At 41.0% G+C, this 16,220-nt stretch carries 16 protein-coding genes; 2 read left to right on the top strand and 14 right to left on the bottom strand.

Going from position 1 to position 16,220, the window contains the following annotated elements; all coding sequences use genetic code 11:
- Positions 1–87: 87 nt before the first annotated feature.
- Positions 88–447: a DUF488 domain-containing protein gene (locus tag DK865_RS12960; RefSeq protein ID WP_109392109.1), complete on the bottom strand. Its 360-nt coding sequence runs from the start codon at positions 445–447 to the stop codon at positions 88–90.
- A gap of 279 nt (positions 448–726) precedes the next feature.
- Here DK865_RS12960 and metF point away from each other — a divergent pair, with 279 nt between their 5' ends.
- Positions 727–1,626 carry a methylenetetrahydrofolate reductase gene (gene metF, locus DK865_RS12955; RefSeq protein ID WP_023583203.1) on the top strand — a complete coding sequence of 300 codons (900 nt, stop codon included), beginning with the start codon at positions 727–729 and terminating at the stop codon, positions 1,624–1,626.
- Between the two features lie 50 nt (positions 1,627–1,676).
- On the opposite strand, the gene DK865_RS12950 is transcribed toward metF, so the two are convergent.
- The 9 genes from DK865_RS12950 to DK865_RS12910 all read right to left on the bottom strand — a co-directional run bounded on the left by DK865_RS12950 (position 1,677) and on the right by DK865_RS12910 (position 11,928).
- Positions 1,677–2,267 (bottom strand): DUF4291 domain-containing protein, encoded by a 591-nt coding sequence (locus DK865_RS12950; RefSeq protein WP_109392108.1) that lies wholly within the window; start codon positions 2,265–2,267, stop codon positions 1,677–1,679.
- A 248-nt stretch (positions 2,268–2,515) separates the two neighbouring features.
- Positions 2,516–3,520, bottom strand: coding sequence for a LacI family DNA-binding transcriptional regulator (locus tag DK865_RS12945; protein ID WP_023583201.1), 1,005 nt, complete (start codon positions 3,518–3,520; stop codon positions 2,516–2,518).
- A 54-nt stretch (positions 3,521–3,574) separates the two neighbouring features.
- Positions 3,575–5,092 carry a tripartite tricarboxylate transporter permease gene (locus tag DK865_RS12940; RefSeq protein WP_023583200.1) on the bottom strand — a complete coding sequence of 506 codons (1,518 nt, stop codon included), beginning with the start codon at positions 5,090–5,092 and terminating at the stop codon, positions 3,575–3,577.
- Between the two features lie 19 nt (positions 5,093–5,111).
- Positions 5,112–5,573, bottom strand: coding sequence for a tripartite tricarboxylate transporter TctB family protein (locus tag DK865_RS12935; protein ID WP_023583199.1), 462 nt, complete (start codon positions 5,571–5,573; stop codon positions 5,112–5,114).
- A gap of 61 nt (positions 5,574–5,634) precedes the next feature.
- Positions 5,635–6,609 carry a tripartite tricarboxylate transporter substrate binding protein gene (locus tag DK865_RS12930; RefSeq protein WP_228407784.1) on the bottom strand — a complete coding sequence of 325 codons (975 nt, stop codon included), beginning with the start codon at positions 6,607–6,609 and terminating at the stop codon, positions 5,635–5,637.
- 20 nt (positions 6,610–6,629) lie between these two features.
- The gene (locus DK865_RS12925) at positions 6,630–7,682 is read right to left on the bottom strand and encodes a sialidase family protein (protein ID WP_099076040.1); all 1,053 of its coding nucleotides are present in this window, start codon (positions 7,680–7,682) and stop codon (positions 6,630–6,632) included.
- Positions 7,683–7,704: 22 nt separating this feature from the next.
- Complete coding sequence (locus tag DK865_RS12920) at positions 7,705–8,634, bottom strand: dihydrodipicolinate synthase family protein (RefSeq protein ID WP_036914337.1); 930 nt, start codon at positions 8,632–8,634, stop codon at positions 7,705–7,707.
- A 10-nt stretch (positions 8,635–8,644) separates the two neighbouring features.
- Positions 8,645–10,291, bottom strand: coding sequence for a hypothetical protein (locus DK865_RS12915; RefSeq protein ID WP_023583195.1), 1,647 nt, complete (start codon positions 10,289–10,291; stop codon positions 8,645–8,647).
- A 50-nt stretch (positions 10,292–10,341) separates the two neighbouring features.
- Entirely contained in the window at positions 10,342–11,928 is a 1,587-nt protein-coding gene (locus tag DK865_RS12910) for an FGGY-family carbohydrate kinase (protein ID WP_036914334.1), read from the bottom strand.
- A gap of 439 nt (positions 11,929–12,367) precedes the next feature.
- Between DK865_RS12910 and DK865_RS12905 the strand changes: the two genes are divergently transcribed.
- On the top strand, positions 12,368–12,796 hold the full coding sequence (locus tag DK865_RS12905) for a hypothetical protein (protein ID WP_023583193.1): 429 nt from the start codon (positions 12,368–12,370) through the stop codon (positions 12,794–12,796).
- A 47-nt stretch (positions 12,797–12,843) separates the two neighbouring features.
- Here DK865_RS12905 and DK865_RS12900 read toward each other — a convergent pair whose 3' ends face one another.
- The 4 genes from DK865_RS12900 to opp1B are packed head-to-tail and all read right to left on the bottom strand — an operon-like array spanning position 12,844 to position 16,212.
- The gene (locus DK865_RS12900; RefSeq protein ID WP_109392107.1) at positions 12,844–13,596 is read right to left on the bottom strand and encodes an ABC transporter ATP-binding protein; all 753 of its coding nucleotides are present in this window, start codon (positions 13,594–13,596) and stop codon (positions 12,844–12,846) included.
- Between the two features lie 24 nt (positions 13,597–13,620).
- Entirely contained in the window at positions 13,621–14,436 is an 816-nt protein-coding gene (locus DK865_RS12895; RefSeq protein ID WP_109392106.1) for an ABC transporter ATP-binding protein, read from the bottom strand.
- Positions 14,414–15,283: a nickel/cobalt ABC transporter permease gene (opp1C, locus tag DK865_RS12890; RefSeq protein ID WP_109392105.1), complete on the bottom strand. Its 870-nt coding sequence runs from the start codon at positions 15,281–15,283 to the stop codon at positions 14,414–14,416. Before opp1C ends, DK865_RS12895 begins: the two co-directional genes overlap by 23 nt.
- Positions 15,284–15,285: 2 nt before the next feature.
- Positions 15,286–16,212 carry a nickel/cobalt ABC transporter permease gene (gene opp1B / locus DK865_RS12885; protein WP_023583189.1) on the bottom strand — a complete coding sequence of 309 codons (927 nt, stop codon included), beginning with the start codon at positions 16,210–16,212 and terminating at the stop codon, positions 15,286–15,288.
- Positions 16,213–16,220: the final 8 nt, after the last annotated feature.

Genomic DNA, 16,220 nt, shown 5'->3' with positions numbered 1-16,220 from the left:
GTTCGATGTTTTTATTAGCAATTTTTGTGGCGCCTAATACCGCGCCACTTTTTTTTACTTTTTACCAGAATGCTAAAATTAGCATGATTAACAGTATGTTAACTGTTTTTCCAGGAAAGCTTTTAATACAGTAGCATTATTTTGTTGCTCATCTTTACCTGAATAAAGTAATACCAGTGGTTGCTCTTTGGCTATCACTAAGAGTGATTGCCAATGTTCAGGAGCACCTGTCAATTCGGCAATATAGCGTTGCGTAAATTCAGTGAAATCCCCTTTACCAGCATGAAACCATTTTCGTAATTCGGTCGAAGGTGCAACTTCTTTATTCCACTCATCATAATGAAAATCTGTTTTTTTCACGCCTCTAGGCCACAATCTATCAACTAATACGCGATAACCTTCATTCGCCCCATCTTTATCGTTATACACGCGTTTACAAGTGATCATTTCGCCTCTCATTAAAAAGTCAGTGAGCTTTATTGTAGAAGAAAAATCACTCAACTTATCAGGCTACACACTCACTTTTCTCATCATTGCGTTTTACAACATGAATTTTCCTCTCATTGTGACTGAATTATCCTCATCAAAAATAGGGTGAATAATTGTTGACTAAATAACCTAATTAAGAGAGTCTACATCTAGACGTCTAAATGGTTAGATGGGTAAACAAGTAGTAATACTTAAATAAAAATAACAACACAGTGACATGATTGATGAGGTACAGGTATGAGCTTTTATCACGCAAGCCAACATGAAGCATTAAATCAAAATCTTGCCGAACTTGATGGTCAGATCCAAGTTTCCTTTGAGTTTTTTCCACCTCGTACCGAAGAGATGGAAAATACCCTTTGGCAATCCCTTGCGCGTTTAAATACCTTAAAACCGAGCTTTGTCTCTGTCACTTATGGCGCAAATTCGGGTGAACGTGATAGAACACACTCCATTATTAAAGGCATTAAAGAACGTACAGGACTAGAAGCCGCACCGCACTTAACCTGTATTGATGCTAGCCGTGAAGAGTTACAGCATATTGCACAAGATTATTGGCAAAATGGTATTCGCCACATTGTGGCATTGCGAGGCGATTTACCCGATAACACCCAAAAACCCGATATGTATGCAACTGATTTAGTGCATTTACTCAAAGGAGTGGGCGATTTTGATATTTCTGTAGCGGCTTATCCTGAAGTGCATCCTGAAGCAAAAAGTGCGCAGGCGGATTTAATCAATTTAAAAAGAAAAGTCGATGCTGGAGCCAACCGCGCGATCACCCAATTTTTCTTTGATGTCGAAAGCTATTTACGTTTTCGTGATCGCTGTGTTTCAACGGGGATTGATGTTGAAATTGTGCCAGGCATTTTACCTGTCACTAATTTTAAACAGCTAAAACGCTTTGCTGGTTTAACCAATGTGAAAATTCCGGGTTGGATGCATAAAATGTTTGATGGATTAGATAACGATCCTGAAACCCGTAGTCTGGTAGGTGCTTCGATTGCTATTGATATGGTGAAGATCCTAAGCCGTGAAGGCGTCAAAGACTTCCATTTTTATACACTTAATCGTTCAGAGTTAACCTATGCTATTTGCCATACACTTGGCGTTCGTCCTGAACTTGTACAAGCCTGATCCTATCTTACAATTACCCCGCCAATTAAGCGGGGTGATATTTGAATGAATTACTCACCCAAATGATAAGGTTTTTCTACTGGTAATAGACTGTATGCGGTGTCGAGATCACCATTAGCAATACAAGCATCTATTTTATGTACCTTATCGGTAATATCTGTAATATTTACAATCCACTCTTGGCAATATTTTTCAACTGCTTGATTTCGCAAACCAATTTGGATGGTACGATAACTGAGTCGATTCAGATAAATATCACGTTCAGGGTCCCACTGAATGCGGATATTACTGGTCTCTGATGCCTCTTTCCAAGCCTCAGCAGTGACATAGCGATCGGGATCAAAATGACTCACAACACCTTGTGTCAGCATCTCTTGAAAACCTTCATGCGTAATATCAACCGCAAGAATAGAAGCTTGATTAGCATCTTTGCGTCCCCAACCAGAACGGTACATCATCCAAAGAAAGGACGGTTTTACCCAAGTCATGCGGGTCATACTAAAAGGGGGTGAAACAAATGTTCCGTTTGCGACTGCGCTCTGAGCTATAGTATTTGAATAGGCTTGATAAACACGAACAAAATCATCCGTATAATATGCCCTTACTTCGCACTCAGGACATCGGTCAACATCATCGTTCATCTTTCTTTAATATCCTTTTATATTAATAAAATGGAACTATCCGCTTAAATTATGAGCCTCTGATTACAGATAATCAAGAGTCCCTATTTTTGATAAGGCTATATAAATAGCGTAACGCGTGTCCATAAAAATAAAAAAAAGAATAACAATAAAACAAACCGACTAATGTCACGATTGTGGTTTATTTGTACAGAAATGAGTCAATTAAAACGTCTATTCTGCTCACAAGAATAAGCGATTTAATTAACTCATTGGGGAGAAATCAAGCGCTCGATCAGTTGTGTTTTTATTAATGCAGGAGATTGAACTGCGGTACCCGCTATCTTTGCTGTCATGATTTCAAAGGCTTTTTCGACCAATAATGCTTCATCCTGCTTCATCGACCATACATTATTAGGTAAAAAACTAAGCATCACATGATCATCGAAGGTACCAATATGAAGATCAGCAGGAATGCTTCCTTCACGTTGACGGATAACACTCAATAAACCTTCAAGAATAGGCAATGATGAGGCAATAAAATGAGAGGGGATTTGCTGATGTTGTTCTAGATACTGTTTCATCATCTGCTCACCATCTTTGGTCGTATTATGCTCCGCATAAGAGACCGTAACACGGTGATCATCACCATAATGCCCTTTTATCGCTTGCACATAACCGCGCAAACGAGCGGCAATAGTGGGTAATAATGCATCACCGGCAAAAAAGTGGATTGGCACATCTTGCTTTATCATCGCTCTTGTTAGCTGAGCACCACTGTCACAGTTATCTGAAGCGACACAAATAGCCTCAGAGACAGAGAAATCTCTATCTAAAAAAACTAATGGTTTTTGACGATGCTTAACATGATGTAGCTGATTTTTGCGGCTTGATGAAACAATAAAAATGCCATCAACATTGCGCTCATCCATTGATTTAACGAGCTTATTTTCATTTTTGATATCACCATAGGTACAACTAATCGTTAGCTGGCAACCAATTTGGTGACAATGCATTTCTAATTTTTCAGCCAACGCGGCGAAGAATGGGTTAGAAAGACGAGGGATAACCAATCCGTAAGTATCTGTTTTATTAAGCTTTAAGCTTCTAGCCGCATGATTGACGGTATAACCAAACACCTCAACATAGTCCGCTATCTTCTTTTGCGTTTTTGCACTGATCCGGTATTGATCACCTTTGCCATTTAATACCAATCTGACTGTGGTAATAGACAAATTCAGGTCATTTGCAATCTGTTCAACTGTTTTTGCCATTAATATTCCATCATTGATATTGCCCTCATCTTAATGATGAGGGCCAGTTAACCTTTACTGAGCAGGCTTAGCTCGGTATTTCTTCCACATTGCTTTTAACGATGGTCCAATAATAGGTAGGATCAACGTCAGTATCGCAATACCTAAGAATGTCGCTGTAATCGGGCGTGTATAAAGGATAGATAAATCCCCCTGAGACATCATTAAAGCACGACGTAAGTTTGATTCTGCCATCGGCCCCAAGATAATCCCGATAACCACTGGAGACATGGAGAAATCCAGCTTAATCATAATGTAAGCGAGTAATCCTGCCCCCATCATCACAAATACATCGATGATACTATGGTTCACAGAATAAGCACCCACACTACATAATACAAAGATAATTGGCACTAATACGCGACGCGGAACATCCATCACTCGAACGAAGAGTTTCATACATAAGAAACCTAAAATACCGAGGAAAATATTCGCCATCATCAAACCAATAAAGATGCTGTTAACTTCAACGGGATTATCAGTAAAGAGCTGAGGTCCTAATGCCAATCCTTGGACCATAAATGCCCCCATGATAATGGCCGTTGCACCATCACCCGGAATACCTAAGGTCATTAAAGGCACCATGGTTCCGCCTGTTACTGAGTTTGCTCCAGCTTCTGGTGCAGACACACCTTCTGGTGACCCGTGACCAAACTCTTCAGGGTGTTTAGACCAACGCTTGGCTTCGTTATAAGAGATAAATGATGAGATATCTCCCCCCGTTCCCGGAATAGCCCCAATCGTTGTGCCAATAGCGGACGAACGGAAGTACGTTGGCAATACGCGTTTAAAATCAGCCCATGTTGGTAATACACGGTGAATACGCGCATTAATTTTTTCGTTTTTCTTCTGTTTGCGCTCACGGTACTCTTCTTCAAAACTGATCAAGCCTTGAGAGAACGCGAACAGACCAACCAAGATAGGAATAAATGAGACCCCACCCATTAGGTAAACGGTATCAAAGGTAAAACGAGGTCCCGATGTCATTGGATCAAGTCCAATAGTGGCAATCGCTAAACCTATCGCCCCGCCCATTAATCCTTTCACAATCGATTGCGATGATACACTGGTAATAATACTTATGCCAAATACTGCGAGTGCAAAATATTCAGCCGCAGAGAAACCTGTTGCCACTTTTGCTAATTGAGGCGCAATAACAATCAGGGCTATCGTACTAAAGATCCCCCCGAACATAGAGCCCATCGTAGATAAACCCAGCGCTCTTCCTGCTTCACCTTTTTTCGCCATTGGATAACCATCCAATACCGTCGCAGCAGAAGCGGGAGTACCCGGCGTACTAATTAATATCGCAGTAATTGAACCACCGTAAACGGCACCACAATACATTCCTAATAACAGGAGGATCCCGGTCATTCCTTGGAAGGAGTAAGTCAATGGGAGAAGTAATGCAATCCCCATATTCACTGTCAGGCCTGGTAATGCGCCGATAATAATACCCGCGAACACCCCCAACAGGATCATCGTGATCGTTTCCAGACTGAAAACGATCATTAAAGCGTCTAATATTTCCATCTCAAAGCTCCTTTACCGCTTACTCAAAAAAGACGGAGGTTGGCAGAGGTGAATTAAAGATAATGTCAAAGAAGACATAAACGGCGGCGACCATTACGACCGGAATAACAACCAGTGCAATAGGTTTTCTTTCATTCATCAGCCACATAATGATCGGGATAAGAAGCAGTGACGGAATAATAAAGCCAAAAAAGTGCAGACCAGTGGCATAGACCAACATAAAGAGGCCTAAACCATAAGCGCGTTTAACGGCGGTAGAACTCAGGTCAACAGACTTATGTACGTGTTTGATTTTATCAACCACAACACCGATCCATTGAAAAATCCCCAGTAAAATAAATAAGATGGCAAGACCATAAGGCCAAAAACGCTCCCCAGGCACACCATAATCATCAAACATGCTCATATCACGGGAGAGATAGATAATAAGTGCCCCGAAAGCCACTGAAATCGCACCGATGATTGTATTGATTTTTGTCATGTCGGGATCTCCCCGACCCTACCTGCCATAACAGGTAGGGTGGTTTATAATAATAGAAAAGTTATTTTTTCAGGGTTGTTGAAATTAACTCAGCGTACATCTCGTGGTCTTCTTTCATCATTTGGTAAGCATCGTCACCAGTGATGAATACAGGCATAATACCTTGTTTTTTCAGTGCTTCTTGATATTCAGGTTTTTGAACCACTTCAGAGAATGCACCGACTAACTCTTTCTTCACGTTATCAGGTACATTCGCAGTTGTTGCTAATACAGCCCAAGCACGCATTTTCACGTTAGTGTCTAATTTCAATGCTTCTTTGAAAGTAGGTACCGCTGGGAATAATGGGAAGCGACGTTCATCCATGACACCAAGAACACGCAGAATACCGGCATCAACTTGAGACTTAACCGCACCTGGAGTCGTTAATACGCCATCAATGTGGTTACCCACTAAAGCCGCGATTGAAGGGCCTGTACCTTCGTTATAAGGGATATGGTTAAATTTAGTACCCGTGGTACGTTCGATATTAACACCCGCTAAGTGATAAATAGCCCCCATACCTGAGTTACCGACTTTCAGTTTACCCGGATTCGCTTTCGCGCCATCGATAAACTCTTGTAACGTGGTGTAAGGTGATTCTGCATTAACCACTAACACCACAGGATCAGCGATAGTGGTTGCGATTGGGGTGAAGTCTTTATAAGTAACAGGTGATTTTCCTTGGTGTGGGAACATCGCCAATTCAACCGTTGTCATGACTAATTTTGTGCCATCTGGACGCGCATTAGCCACTTCAATTAGACCCGTTAAACCATTACCAGCAGGCTTATTCACCGGAACGAAAATACGTCCAGCTGGCATCACATCTTTTGCAAATTCAATGATAGTACGTGCAGAAGTATCAGTACCACCACCTGGGTTTTTCGGAATGACAACATCAATATTTTTTGTAGGATACGTTAACTGTTGGGCGACTGCATTCCCCATGCCCAGTGTCATCGTAATCGCCAACGCTGCGAGTAGACTCTTTTTCATAAAACCCTTTCTCCACATTTTTATTGAGTAGCCATTAATTGCTGATAAACAATGTTTTTTCGATTCCAAGTAAAGGTCACGTGTAGGGTATTGTTTTCAGCAATAATAGCCGGATATGAAAATTCGCCTTCCCCATCGAGTAAATCGAATGGTTCAGACCAAGTACTGCCATTATCGGATGAAAGACTGACAGAGATGGGATAACGACGGCTCCAGTTACCTGAATTCGGGTTATACACCAATGCCAGTTGACCATCTGCGAAGGAGACGACATCAATGCCGCTATTATTATTTGGTAATATTGTTGCATAAGCCGGACACCAATTGCGCCCATAATCCGTTGAATCGCTACGATAAATAGTACCGCGCGTACTCCGCATCATGGCATGCACATGCCCAGGCTGGGATTCCCATAGTGTTGGCTGTATCACGCCATCCCATTGAAAAACGCGTTGTAGATCAGTCTCCCATAAGGCATCGTCCTTTAAACCTTGCCAGATTTCATGTTCCGCTTGTTCACCTTTATGATGTTCAATGGGAATATCTACTCGCAACCAGTGTTGACCGTTGTCACTCGAAATATCAACAAACGCATCCCAGAATTGGTCATCCTCAACCGATCCCGGTGCCAACCACTCGCCGTTCGACATCACTAACACTTTATTTTTCACAGGACCTCTAGGTGCTACATCACCAGAAACCAATTCACTCGGTAAACTCCAGCTATTTCCGCCATCCTTCGAGATAACGTATTGGGTCGTCCAACTATGTACGTCGGGACCCGTTTTATAAAACAGCCAGATATTACCTGTTGATGGGTCAACATGTAAAACTGGATTCCAGTGCGCAACACCCGGATTTTTAACAACAGGTTGAGCATGTTGCCAATGATCACCCTCTTTCATCACTAGCCAGATAGCGGTATTACCGCTACCTTCTTTATCACCAGCGAAAAAAGCGGTTAACAAACGCTCAGAGTTAGGCACACGCACAATCGTTGAAGCATGGCAGTGATTAAAAAGTGAATGTGCATTATCAAGCACAAACTGGGTTTCCTTCATCACGAAAGGCATATTCCTACTCCTGTGTCCTAAATTAATCTAACGAAAGCCACTTCTTCATATTCTCACCCAATGCTGTCATGCTATTGACGGCAGAAGGGAAAAATGAGTTTTCAAACTGACTGCTGTTACGGGAACGGCAAACCAGTGTGCTGAAGTTACCAATCAGGCGCTGATGATATTTAGCGCATGCTGGATAATCCAGCGTTTCGGTCATCGCTGCTGTTGATAAATAATCTGCTAACACCGCAGCCTGCTCTGGTTTATCTTTCCAATTTTCATAAAGCCAAACATAAAGCTCTGGATGGAAGTTTGCCATAACACCGCTATATGCCTGACATCCTGCTTGGAATGAAGCTAATAGCGTTTGACTGTTGGCGTTTGCAAGATGCAAGCGAGTTCCTTTTGATAATGCCAAACGACGTTCTATCATCGGAAGAGAACAACAGGTATCTTTGATAAAGGTAAAGCGATTACTTTGTGCACACCACTCGACAATTTCTTCAGATAACAAGCGTTTGTAAGGATAAGGGCATTCATAGATCCCCAAATCAATCTCTTTTGGTACTACATTGGTTAAGACTTGCAGTGTTTCCAGTGCTTTATCATCCGACTCACCAACAAGAGCCAAGCGATTACTGATCATAATGACGCCATCGACACCTGTACCCGCCATTGCCTGCAATTGTTCTTTTTGCTGACTTAATGCGGTTGCAGTATGACCAGAAGCAACGACAGGTACTCTTCCATCTGCTTTTTCAACGATAAAACGGGTAAGTGCTTGCGTTTCTTCATCACTTAAATAGAACATTTCGCTTGATTGACAAGCGGCAAAGAGTCCATGTACACCAGAATCGATATACCAATCTACAAGACGCTCTAATGACGCCCAATCAATCTCCCCTTTGGCATCAAAAGGGGTTAGCATAACAGGCCAAACACCGACGTATTTTTGCTGACTCATCATCAATTCCTTACAGTAAGTTAATGGCATCGCCTGCCACTTTCACTTGGATACCTTGAGTCAATGCTTGAGCAACGAATGCTTTTAGCACAAACGCCAATTTATCTTCATCAACATAAGCCACCGTAATGTGGTTACTTTGATGTCCCGCCATAAGGTCATCACGCGTTACGCCATCTAACGTACAGTTCAATAATGGCCATTCGTAGTTAGTTGCTCTACGGCGACGTTCAAATTCTGCTTCAGGTAACTCCACAGCCACGCCTGTACCAATATGCATAATCACATCAGTACCTTCATAGTGCGCACGACCCCATAACAGACGTCCTGCTTTGCCTTGACCGGTAATGGTTGATCCCCCTTTAGGGAAGAACATCGGAGGCTGGCGATAACCTGTTGCACCTTTTAGGCCACCTTTGAGGTGTTCAAAAGGAACTGAGCCTGAAATTTCCATATCCCAGTAGAATGTTCCTTCATACTCACTACCCCAACGAATATCATGTAGTGTGGTTTCAGCCGGTAATCCTAATGATGTTAATAAACGCCATAACATCGTTTGAGGAATAGCCGTCCCCATATCCACTTCGTTGATACAAGGAATTGGCGTGTTAGGGCAGATAATTTCGCCGTTTTCATCTGGCAGTGGGAAACGCGCCGTTGAACCAATCGCACCTTCAGCAAAGTCAGACGCTGGGCAACAATCTTTTAAGCCCTGCTGATATTGCACACCCACCGCAGTTAAACCAAAACGTTTTACGAAACGCGCCATTGCAATCATCATGGCGCACTGCTCCATCACTTGTTCACGAGTGAGTTCAGTTTTGTCATCTTGACCAAACATAAACGTCATCCCGTTATCTTCGTACCACTGTAAACATGCCTCTCTTAATTCTGTCGGTACTTTCGCCATTTCGACCAGTAACGCAGATTGAGAAAGGGATTCAATTGGCATACCAATATTGATCATTGCCTGTTGTGGGAAGACCCCGTTAATCATTCCCATACAGAATGTATCGAACAAACCAATTATTTCTTTATTTTTAATTATGTATTCGCCGACTTTACGACCCACTTCGCCAGCTTCTGTCGCCATTACCCTGTGTGTTGGCGCAACATCCGTAAGATAGCTAAGCTTATGATTTACATAACCATATTTCAACCAAGTCGCTAAGCCATCTACAAAGAATTCATCATCAAACGTTTCTGACCATAAACGTGAATAATTTTTACCTAAACTGGTCATTGTTCCCGCTAAACACAACATGCCGACCAAACCCGGCCATGTACCATCAAAGTTAGCCAGCAGTAAAATAGGGCCACGATGGTGTGCTAAGGAAGAGGCAATATGGTGTGAATATTGCCATGCGGTTAATAACACAATAACCGGAGCATCAGGATCGATTGCCGCAAACATATCGCAACCTTCACGCTGACTACTGATAAAACCATGACCACGAGCTTCATTAATTTCATGAGCACGCTTCATTTTGTAACCTTGAGCTTCTAATGCTGCCGCCAGTTTATCTTCAAATTTTTTCTGTACAGGCCAGCACGTTACGTTTGCAGGCTCGCGTAAGTCTGCGTTGGTGACCATCAGGATCTCTTTCGGACCTGCTGTGATGGTTGTTGGTAATTTTGGTAGATTTAAGTTCAACATAAGATATCCCTGGTAAGGTAAACTCGGTTCATAATCGGAAAAATTAGTGGTCAACAATCTGACATCATTTCGTTATAACGCTGCTGATCTTGATACATCTGCAAATAGACTTGATATTTAGCCTGATGGAAGGCAAACGTGTCGCTATCTGGTGTGATAATGCCACCTTCTCGTACCATTGCGCTGGCAGCTTTAGAGAAATCATCAAAGGCTTTACACGCTACGGCACCTAATAAGGCGGCCCCTAAATTCACCGCATCTTCTTCTTGCGCTAAATGAATTTCACGACCTGTCGCATTGGCGTATTCGCGTAGCCACAATGGATTCTTCGTTGCGCCACCACACATCACGATGCGATTGATTTGATGTCCAGCATCTTCAAGTGTGTCGATAATATGGCGTGTGCCATAAGCAATAGATTGCAATGTCGCTAGGTAATAACGAGCCAATGCAACTCGACCGCTTTCAAGCGTTAACCCACTCACCATACCTTTTGCTGCAGGATTGGCACGCGGAGAGCGATTACCATGATGGTCAGCTAAAACATGAAACTGTGCAGTTGGATATTGTTCATTCTCTTCTAATTCAGCGACAGCTTCGTTTAATAAGGCGTAGTAATTCACCCCTTTTTCATTCGCTTCTTGCTCTAATTCAGCCCATGACTCATGACGGCGAATAGACCACTCGACTAATGCACCCGCAGCACTTTGACCGCCTTCGTTTAGCCATAAGTCGGGTAGCATCGCGCCAAAATAAGGTCCCCAAACACCGGGCACCATAATGGGATATTGGCTTACGATCATGTGGCAGTTAGATGTGCCACTGATAATTGCCAAACTCCCTTCAGGTTGTGATGCCGTTAATGCCAAACCACCTGCATGTGCGTCAATAATGCCTGAAGCAACAATGACACCCGTGTGCAAGCCAAACGCATTGGCAACCGACTCATCTAAACAACCCGCTTGTTCGCCTAACGCAAGGATGGTTTGTGGTACTTTTTCTAATAATTCATCCAAACCTACATCGGCTAACAAGCTCTCACTAAATTGCCCCTGATGTGCTAAATAGTTCCATTTACAGGTTAATGTACAGGTACTTGCTACATCCCCTGATGTTGCTTTCCAAACTAAAAAGTCAGCTAAATCAAAAAATCGCCATACGTTTTGATAACGTTCTGGATAATGATTTTTTAACCACAGAATTTTTGGCAATTCCATTTCAATACTCACTTCACCGCCGACATATCGCAGTGAAGGATCATTGGTCAGATTGATCGTAACCGTTTCTTGTACAGCACGGTGATCCATCCACATGATGATATCTTGTTCCGCATTACCGCTAGGTGAAACAGAAAGCCCTTTACCGTCCTTATCTACAGCAACTAAAGAACAAGTGGCATCAAAACCAATAGATTTCACATGGATAGGATCAATCGCAGATAACGCCACCGACTCTTTTACAGTAGTGCAAACCTGCTGCCAAATATCGGTAGACGATTGCTCAACGAAATCCGTTTTTGGGCGGAATTGAGCAATAGGGCGGACAGAAAAGCCCAAACGCTTTCCATTGCTATCAAATACCGCTGCACGGACACTGGCTGAGCCAACATCAACGCCAATAAAATATTGTTGTTCCATGCGAACCCTCATCATTTGCTAACACTATGCTAATTTTTGCTACTTCGAGTTAGCAAGTTAATTCGAGCATGACGAAAAAACAATCACAATAAGATTGGTTTGTGATGCAGATCTACATTGATAATTTAACACTATGATTTTGTTGGCAATTTATTTATTTGGCTTTATGCATTATTTAAATGCGGTACTGAATCGATTATGTTCGTTATGAAACTAACGAACATTTAATTAATAAATTAAGTAAGAACACTTATAAAAATAGTAATATCTCAATAATCAACACCTTTTTATTAAAAGATATCTCACTAATAATAAGAGATATTATTCAAAAATAATGAAAAAAAGAAAAACAATAATATTCCTATTGCTATAACGCTCTATTACTTTATTTTTAATAAGTTAATTTAAATTTATATATTCTTTTTTGGAGCATTTAATTATGTTAAAAAATATTGCGATTAGTCTTTCTTTACTTTTTATTTCATCTTCAGCCTTTTCAGCGACATTAGCTGAAAAAGAATTACAACAAAAATTCGAGGACAATATTCAATCGCGTATTGTCGATTTAAATAAAAGCTGTGATGCCAATATCAAAGTCGCTTTTGATTGGTCTGCATTTACTGCTGATGATTTAAAAACAACAGGTGTTGATAGTTATTGTAGCGAAGGATTAAAAGGCGTAATTAATACTTGTGAAAGCTCAAAAGTAGCACAAGAAACCGTAAAAGAAAAAATACAGAATATTACCTGCTCTAAAGCAACACCACGTAGTATTGAACTGAAAGAAGGCACTCTGAATTTTGGTATAGATTTCAATGCCGCGAACGATGCCAAAGCAGTTCAAGAACACTTAATGAACAATCTCTAAATGAAATTTGACAAGCAGTAATACCTAAAGGTATTGCTGTTTGTTGATTAAATAACAGATTGAATAAGCTTTTTAGAATAATCATGAGAAACCTTGCCTAAATTATTTATCTCACATAATTCAATATTTTTACCTTGTAAAAAGAACATCACTCTATCGCAAAAATAAGCCACTGTTTGAATATCATGACTAATAAAAAGATAAGAGAGTGTAGATCCTTCTTTTAACTGTTTTAATAAATCCAATATTTGAACTTGAGTTGGAATATCTAAAGAGCTAAGCGCTTCATCTAATACAATAAGTTTAGGATAGGACGCTAATGCACGGCATAAACATACCCGCTGAGCCTGTCCTCCAGACAGCTCAAATATATAACGTGAATAGCAACTTTTAGGTAATTCTACTTTATCTAAAAAAGAAAAAATAAGTTTTTTTAGTGCTTGATGGTGAATACTTGGATTAATGATTTTAATTGGCTCAGCAATAATTTCGCCTACTGTTAATGTCGGATTAACAGAAGTCATATAATCTTGAAAAACAATACTGATTATACCTTGGCGATGAAGTCGTTTTGTAACAGGCTTATTATTTAAAGAAATAGCACCACTATCAGGTAACTCTAATCCACAAATTAAACGCGCTAACGTGCTCTTACCACTGCCACTTTCACCCACTAAACCAAAAGCTTCACTCGAATTAATATGAAAAGAGAGTGAGTCAATAACCTTCACTTTTTCACCAAATAGTGTGTTATTTTTTTGAGTATAATACTGAGTGATATTCTCAACGTTTAATAACATAAACCCTCTTTTATTATGATGATATTAATCTGTTTTGTGATTAATCAACTGCTCAAAACGTAATGAAAGCTGTCGGCGCGCATGAATTAAATAACGCGTATATTGTTGCGTTGGATGTGATAAAACGGCTGTTTTATCACCCCATTCAACCATTTTCCCTTTTTGCATGACTAATATATCGTCAGCCATTTCATTGACTATCCCTAAATCATGGGAAATAAAAATCAGTGTTGAGTGATGAGTTGTAACGACATGCTGGAGCAGTTTTAAAATATCTTGGCGAAGAGGTGCATCAAGCGCCGTTGTCGGTTCATCTGCAATTAATAATTTCGGTGATAAGGCAAGTGCAATCGCAATCATCACACGTTGTAATTGCCCACCACTTAATTGATGAGGAAAGGCTTGCATAATAGATTGAAACCGACGAGGAAATACACGAGATAATGCCGACGCCGTTTCTTCTATGGCTTGCTTTTTAGAATAAGAAAAATGGTAGATTAAAGTTTGGCAAAATTGTTTTCCTATTCTCATTAGAGGATCAAAGGCACTCATGCCATTTTGCACAATCACACCTAAAGATGTACCTAATAAGGCTCGACGTTGAGAAAGCGCCTCATGGGTGATTTCTTTTCCATTCAAGAAAATCGCCCCTGACATGACTAACTGCTTAGGTAGCAACCCCATAATCGCTTTACTTATCAAACTCTTGCCACTACCACTTTCGCCTACAATCGCGAATGTACGTCCTTGCTGTATTGAAAAAGAGATATCATCAATCAGCTTTTTTCCACTTTCTTGATGAGTAATAGAAACGTGCTCAAGCGTCAGTAAGTTGTTCATGCTTTTCTCCTACTGACTGGCGATTATCCGGATCAAACACATCACGTAAAAAATCCCCCCAAAAATTAAATGCGGTGACAACAAGCGTAATTGCAATGCCTGCAGGTAACATTTGCTCTGGGTGTAATACCATGACATTTTTTGCTTCACTGAGCATATTTCCCCATTCTGGCGTTGGTGGTTGTACACCTAACCCTAAAAAGGAGAGTGCCGAGATCATTAAAATAACACTACCAATATCCGTTGATGCTAAAACAATAGTTTCAGCTAAAGTGACGGGCAATAAATGACGCCGTAAAATATGACTAGAAGGTGCACCAATCACCTGTGCATATGCAATGTAATTACGATGAGAATATTGACGAACAACGCCTCTGATCATTCTGGCATACCATGCCCATTTCACTAAAATAACGGCAATTAAGATATTACCAATACCCGGTCCCATGATCCCCACTAACGCTAAGATCATAATTTCTGCTGGGAATGACAAAACCACATCACATAACCGCATAATCAATGTATCTGTCTTGCCATGGAAAAATCCGGCTAGCATCCCCATTAACCAACCCATCATTAATGTCACACTCATGGCTAATAAGGCATAAAATACCGTCGTTCTTACACCAAACAATAACCTTGAAAAGATACAGCGCCCTAAATTATCCGTGCCCAACGGATAATCTAAGCTCATGGGCTTAAATTTCAAACGTATCGAAGTTAATGTGGGATCATGCGGAGCCAACCAAGGAGCGAATATCCCTGCAATCACCACAATCAGAATCACCAATAAACACAGTTGCGCACTTTTATCTTTTCCGAGTCGTTGCCAAAAAAGCCGCCACATCATTATCTCCTTAACCGTGGATCTGCCATCATTTGAATGACGTCCATCAGAAAATTAAAAAAGAGAAATAACAGTGACATCAATAAAATATAAGCTTGTATCATCGGATAATCACGACCAAATATAGCACTGATGCATAGTCGCCCTATTCCTGGCCAAGCAAAAATATTCTCAATCACCACCGTACCAGCAATAAGCTTCGGAATACTCATCCCCAATGCCGTTAAACTGGAATACAGCGAATTACGTAAAATATGGCGGCGCAAAATAAGATTATCGGGTAATCCGCGCGCTTTGGCATAAAAGACATAAGGCTGATGCCATTGATTTAACATCGCACCTCGTAATAACCGTAAATAAGTGCCGATATACCCTAAAGAGAGCGCTAGGGCAGGCAAAATAACAGACTCGGGCGATAACATCCCACTGACGGGCAACCAATCTAAATAAACAGCGACTCCCCAAATTAATAGCAATCCTAACCAATAATTAGGAATAGCTGTTAAAACAAACACAATGAAACGGATACATTTATCCGTAAAACTTTGAGGTTTAGCCACGCACCATAATGCTAAAGGGAGTGTCAGAATAATCGTAAAAAATAGTGCTGTTGATGCTAGCCAAAGTGTTGGCGGTAACGCCCGTAACATCTCTTGAATAACAGGCGTTCTTGTCAGAAAAGAGGTACCAAAATCGAGTTGTAAACCTGCTATTAACCATAAAAAATAACGCGTAAAAAAAGGCTTATCTAACCCTAACTCATGACGCATGCCTTCAATGGCTTCGGGTGTGGGTACAATTTCATTGATGCGTAGCGCGACTTCCGCAGGATCAGACGGGGCTAACTCCAACAGAATAAAAGCAATAAATGAAATGATCAGTGCCAACGGAAGTATCGCCAACACTCTCCAAAATATATAACGTAGCATAAGATTTG

The organism is Proteus cibi (genome assembly GCF_003144405.1).
GTDB lineage: Bacteria > Pseudomonadota > Gammaproteobacteria > Enterobacterales > Enterobacteriaceae > Proteus > Proteus cibi.
The sequence above is the reverse complement of the archived record's forward strand: the minus strand, read 5'-3'. Positions and strand labels throughout refer to the sequence as shown.

Coding starts and splice junctions, on each gene's coding strand:
- opp1B (WP_023583189.1), bottom strand. CDS start 16,212: ATGCTACGTTATATATTTTGGAGAGTGTTGGCGATACTTCCGTTGGCA.
- DK865_RS12940 (WP_023583200.1), bottom strand. CDS start 5,092: ATGGAAATATTAGACGCTTTAATGATCGTTTTCAGTCTGGAAACGATC.
- opp1C (WP_109392105.1), bottom strand. CDS start 15,283: ATGTGGCGGCTTTTTTGGCAACGACTCGGAAAAGATAAAAGTGCGCAA.
- DK865_RS12960 (WP_109392109.1), bottom strand. CDS start 447: ATGATCACTTGTAAACGCGTGTATAACGATAAAGATGGGGCGAATGAA.
- metF (WP_023583203.1), top strand. CDS start 727: ATGAGCTTTTATCACGCAAGCCAACATGAAGCATTAAATCAAAATCTT.
- DK865_RS12910 (WP_036914334.1), bottom strand. CDS start 11,928: ATGGAACAACAATATTTTATTGGCGTTGATGTTGGCTCAGCCAGTGTC.
- DK865_RS12925 (WP_099076040.1), bottom strand. CDS start 7,682: ATGCCTTTCGTGATGAAGGAAACCCAGTTTGTGCTTGATAATGCACAT.
- DK865_RS12935 (WP_023583199.1), bottom strand. CDS start 5,573: ATGACAAAAATCAATACAATCATCGGTGCGATTTCAGTGGCTTTCGGG.
- DK865_RS12930 (WP_228407784.1), bottom strand. CDS start 6,609: ATGAAAAAGAGTCTACTCGCAGCGTTGGCGATTACGATGACACTGGGC.
- DK865_RS12900 (WP_109392107.1), bottom strand. CDS start 13,596: ATGTTATTAAACGTTGAGAATATCACTCAGTATTATACTCAAAAAAAT.
- DK865_RS12950 (WP_109392108.1), bottom strand. CDS start 2,267: ATGAACGATGATGTTGACCGATGTCCTGAGTGCGAAGTAAGGGCATAT.
- DK865_RS12895 (WP_109392106.1), bottom strand. CDS start 14,436: ATGAACAACTTACTGACGCTTGAGCACGTTTCTATTACTCATCAAGAA.
- DK865_RS12920 (WP_036914337.1), bottom strand. CDS start 8,634: ATGAGTCAGCAAAAATACGTCGGTGTTTGGCCTGTTATGCTAACCCCT.
- DK865_RS12945 (WP_023583201.1), bottom strand. CDS start 3,520: ATGGCAAAAACAGTTGAACAGATTGCAAATGACCTGAATTTGTCTATT.
- DK865_RS12905 (WP_023583193.1), top strand. CDS start 12,368: ATGTTAAAAAATATTGCGATTAGTCTTTCTTTACTTTTTATTTCATCT.
- DK865_RS12915 (WP_023583195.1), bottom strand. CDS start 10,291: ATGTTGAACTTAAATCTACCAAAATTACCAACAACCATCACAGCAGGT.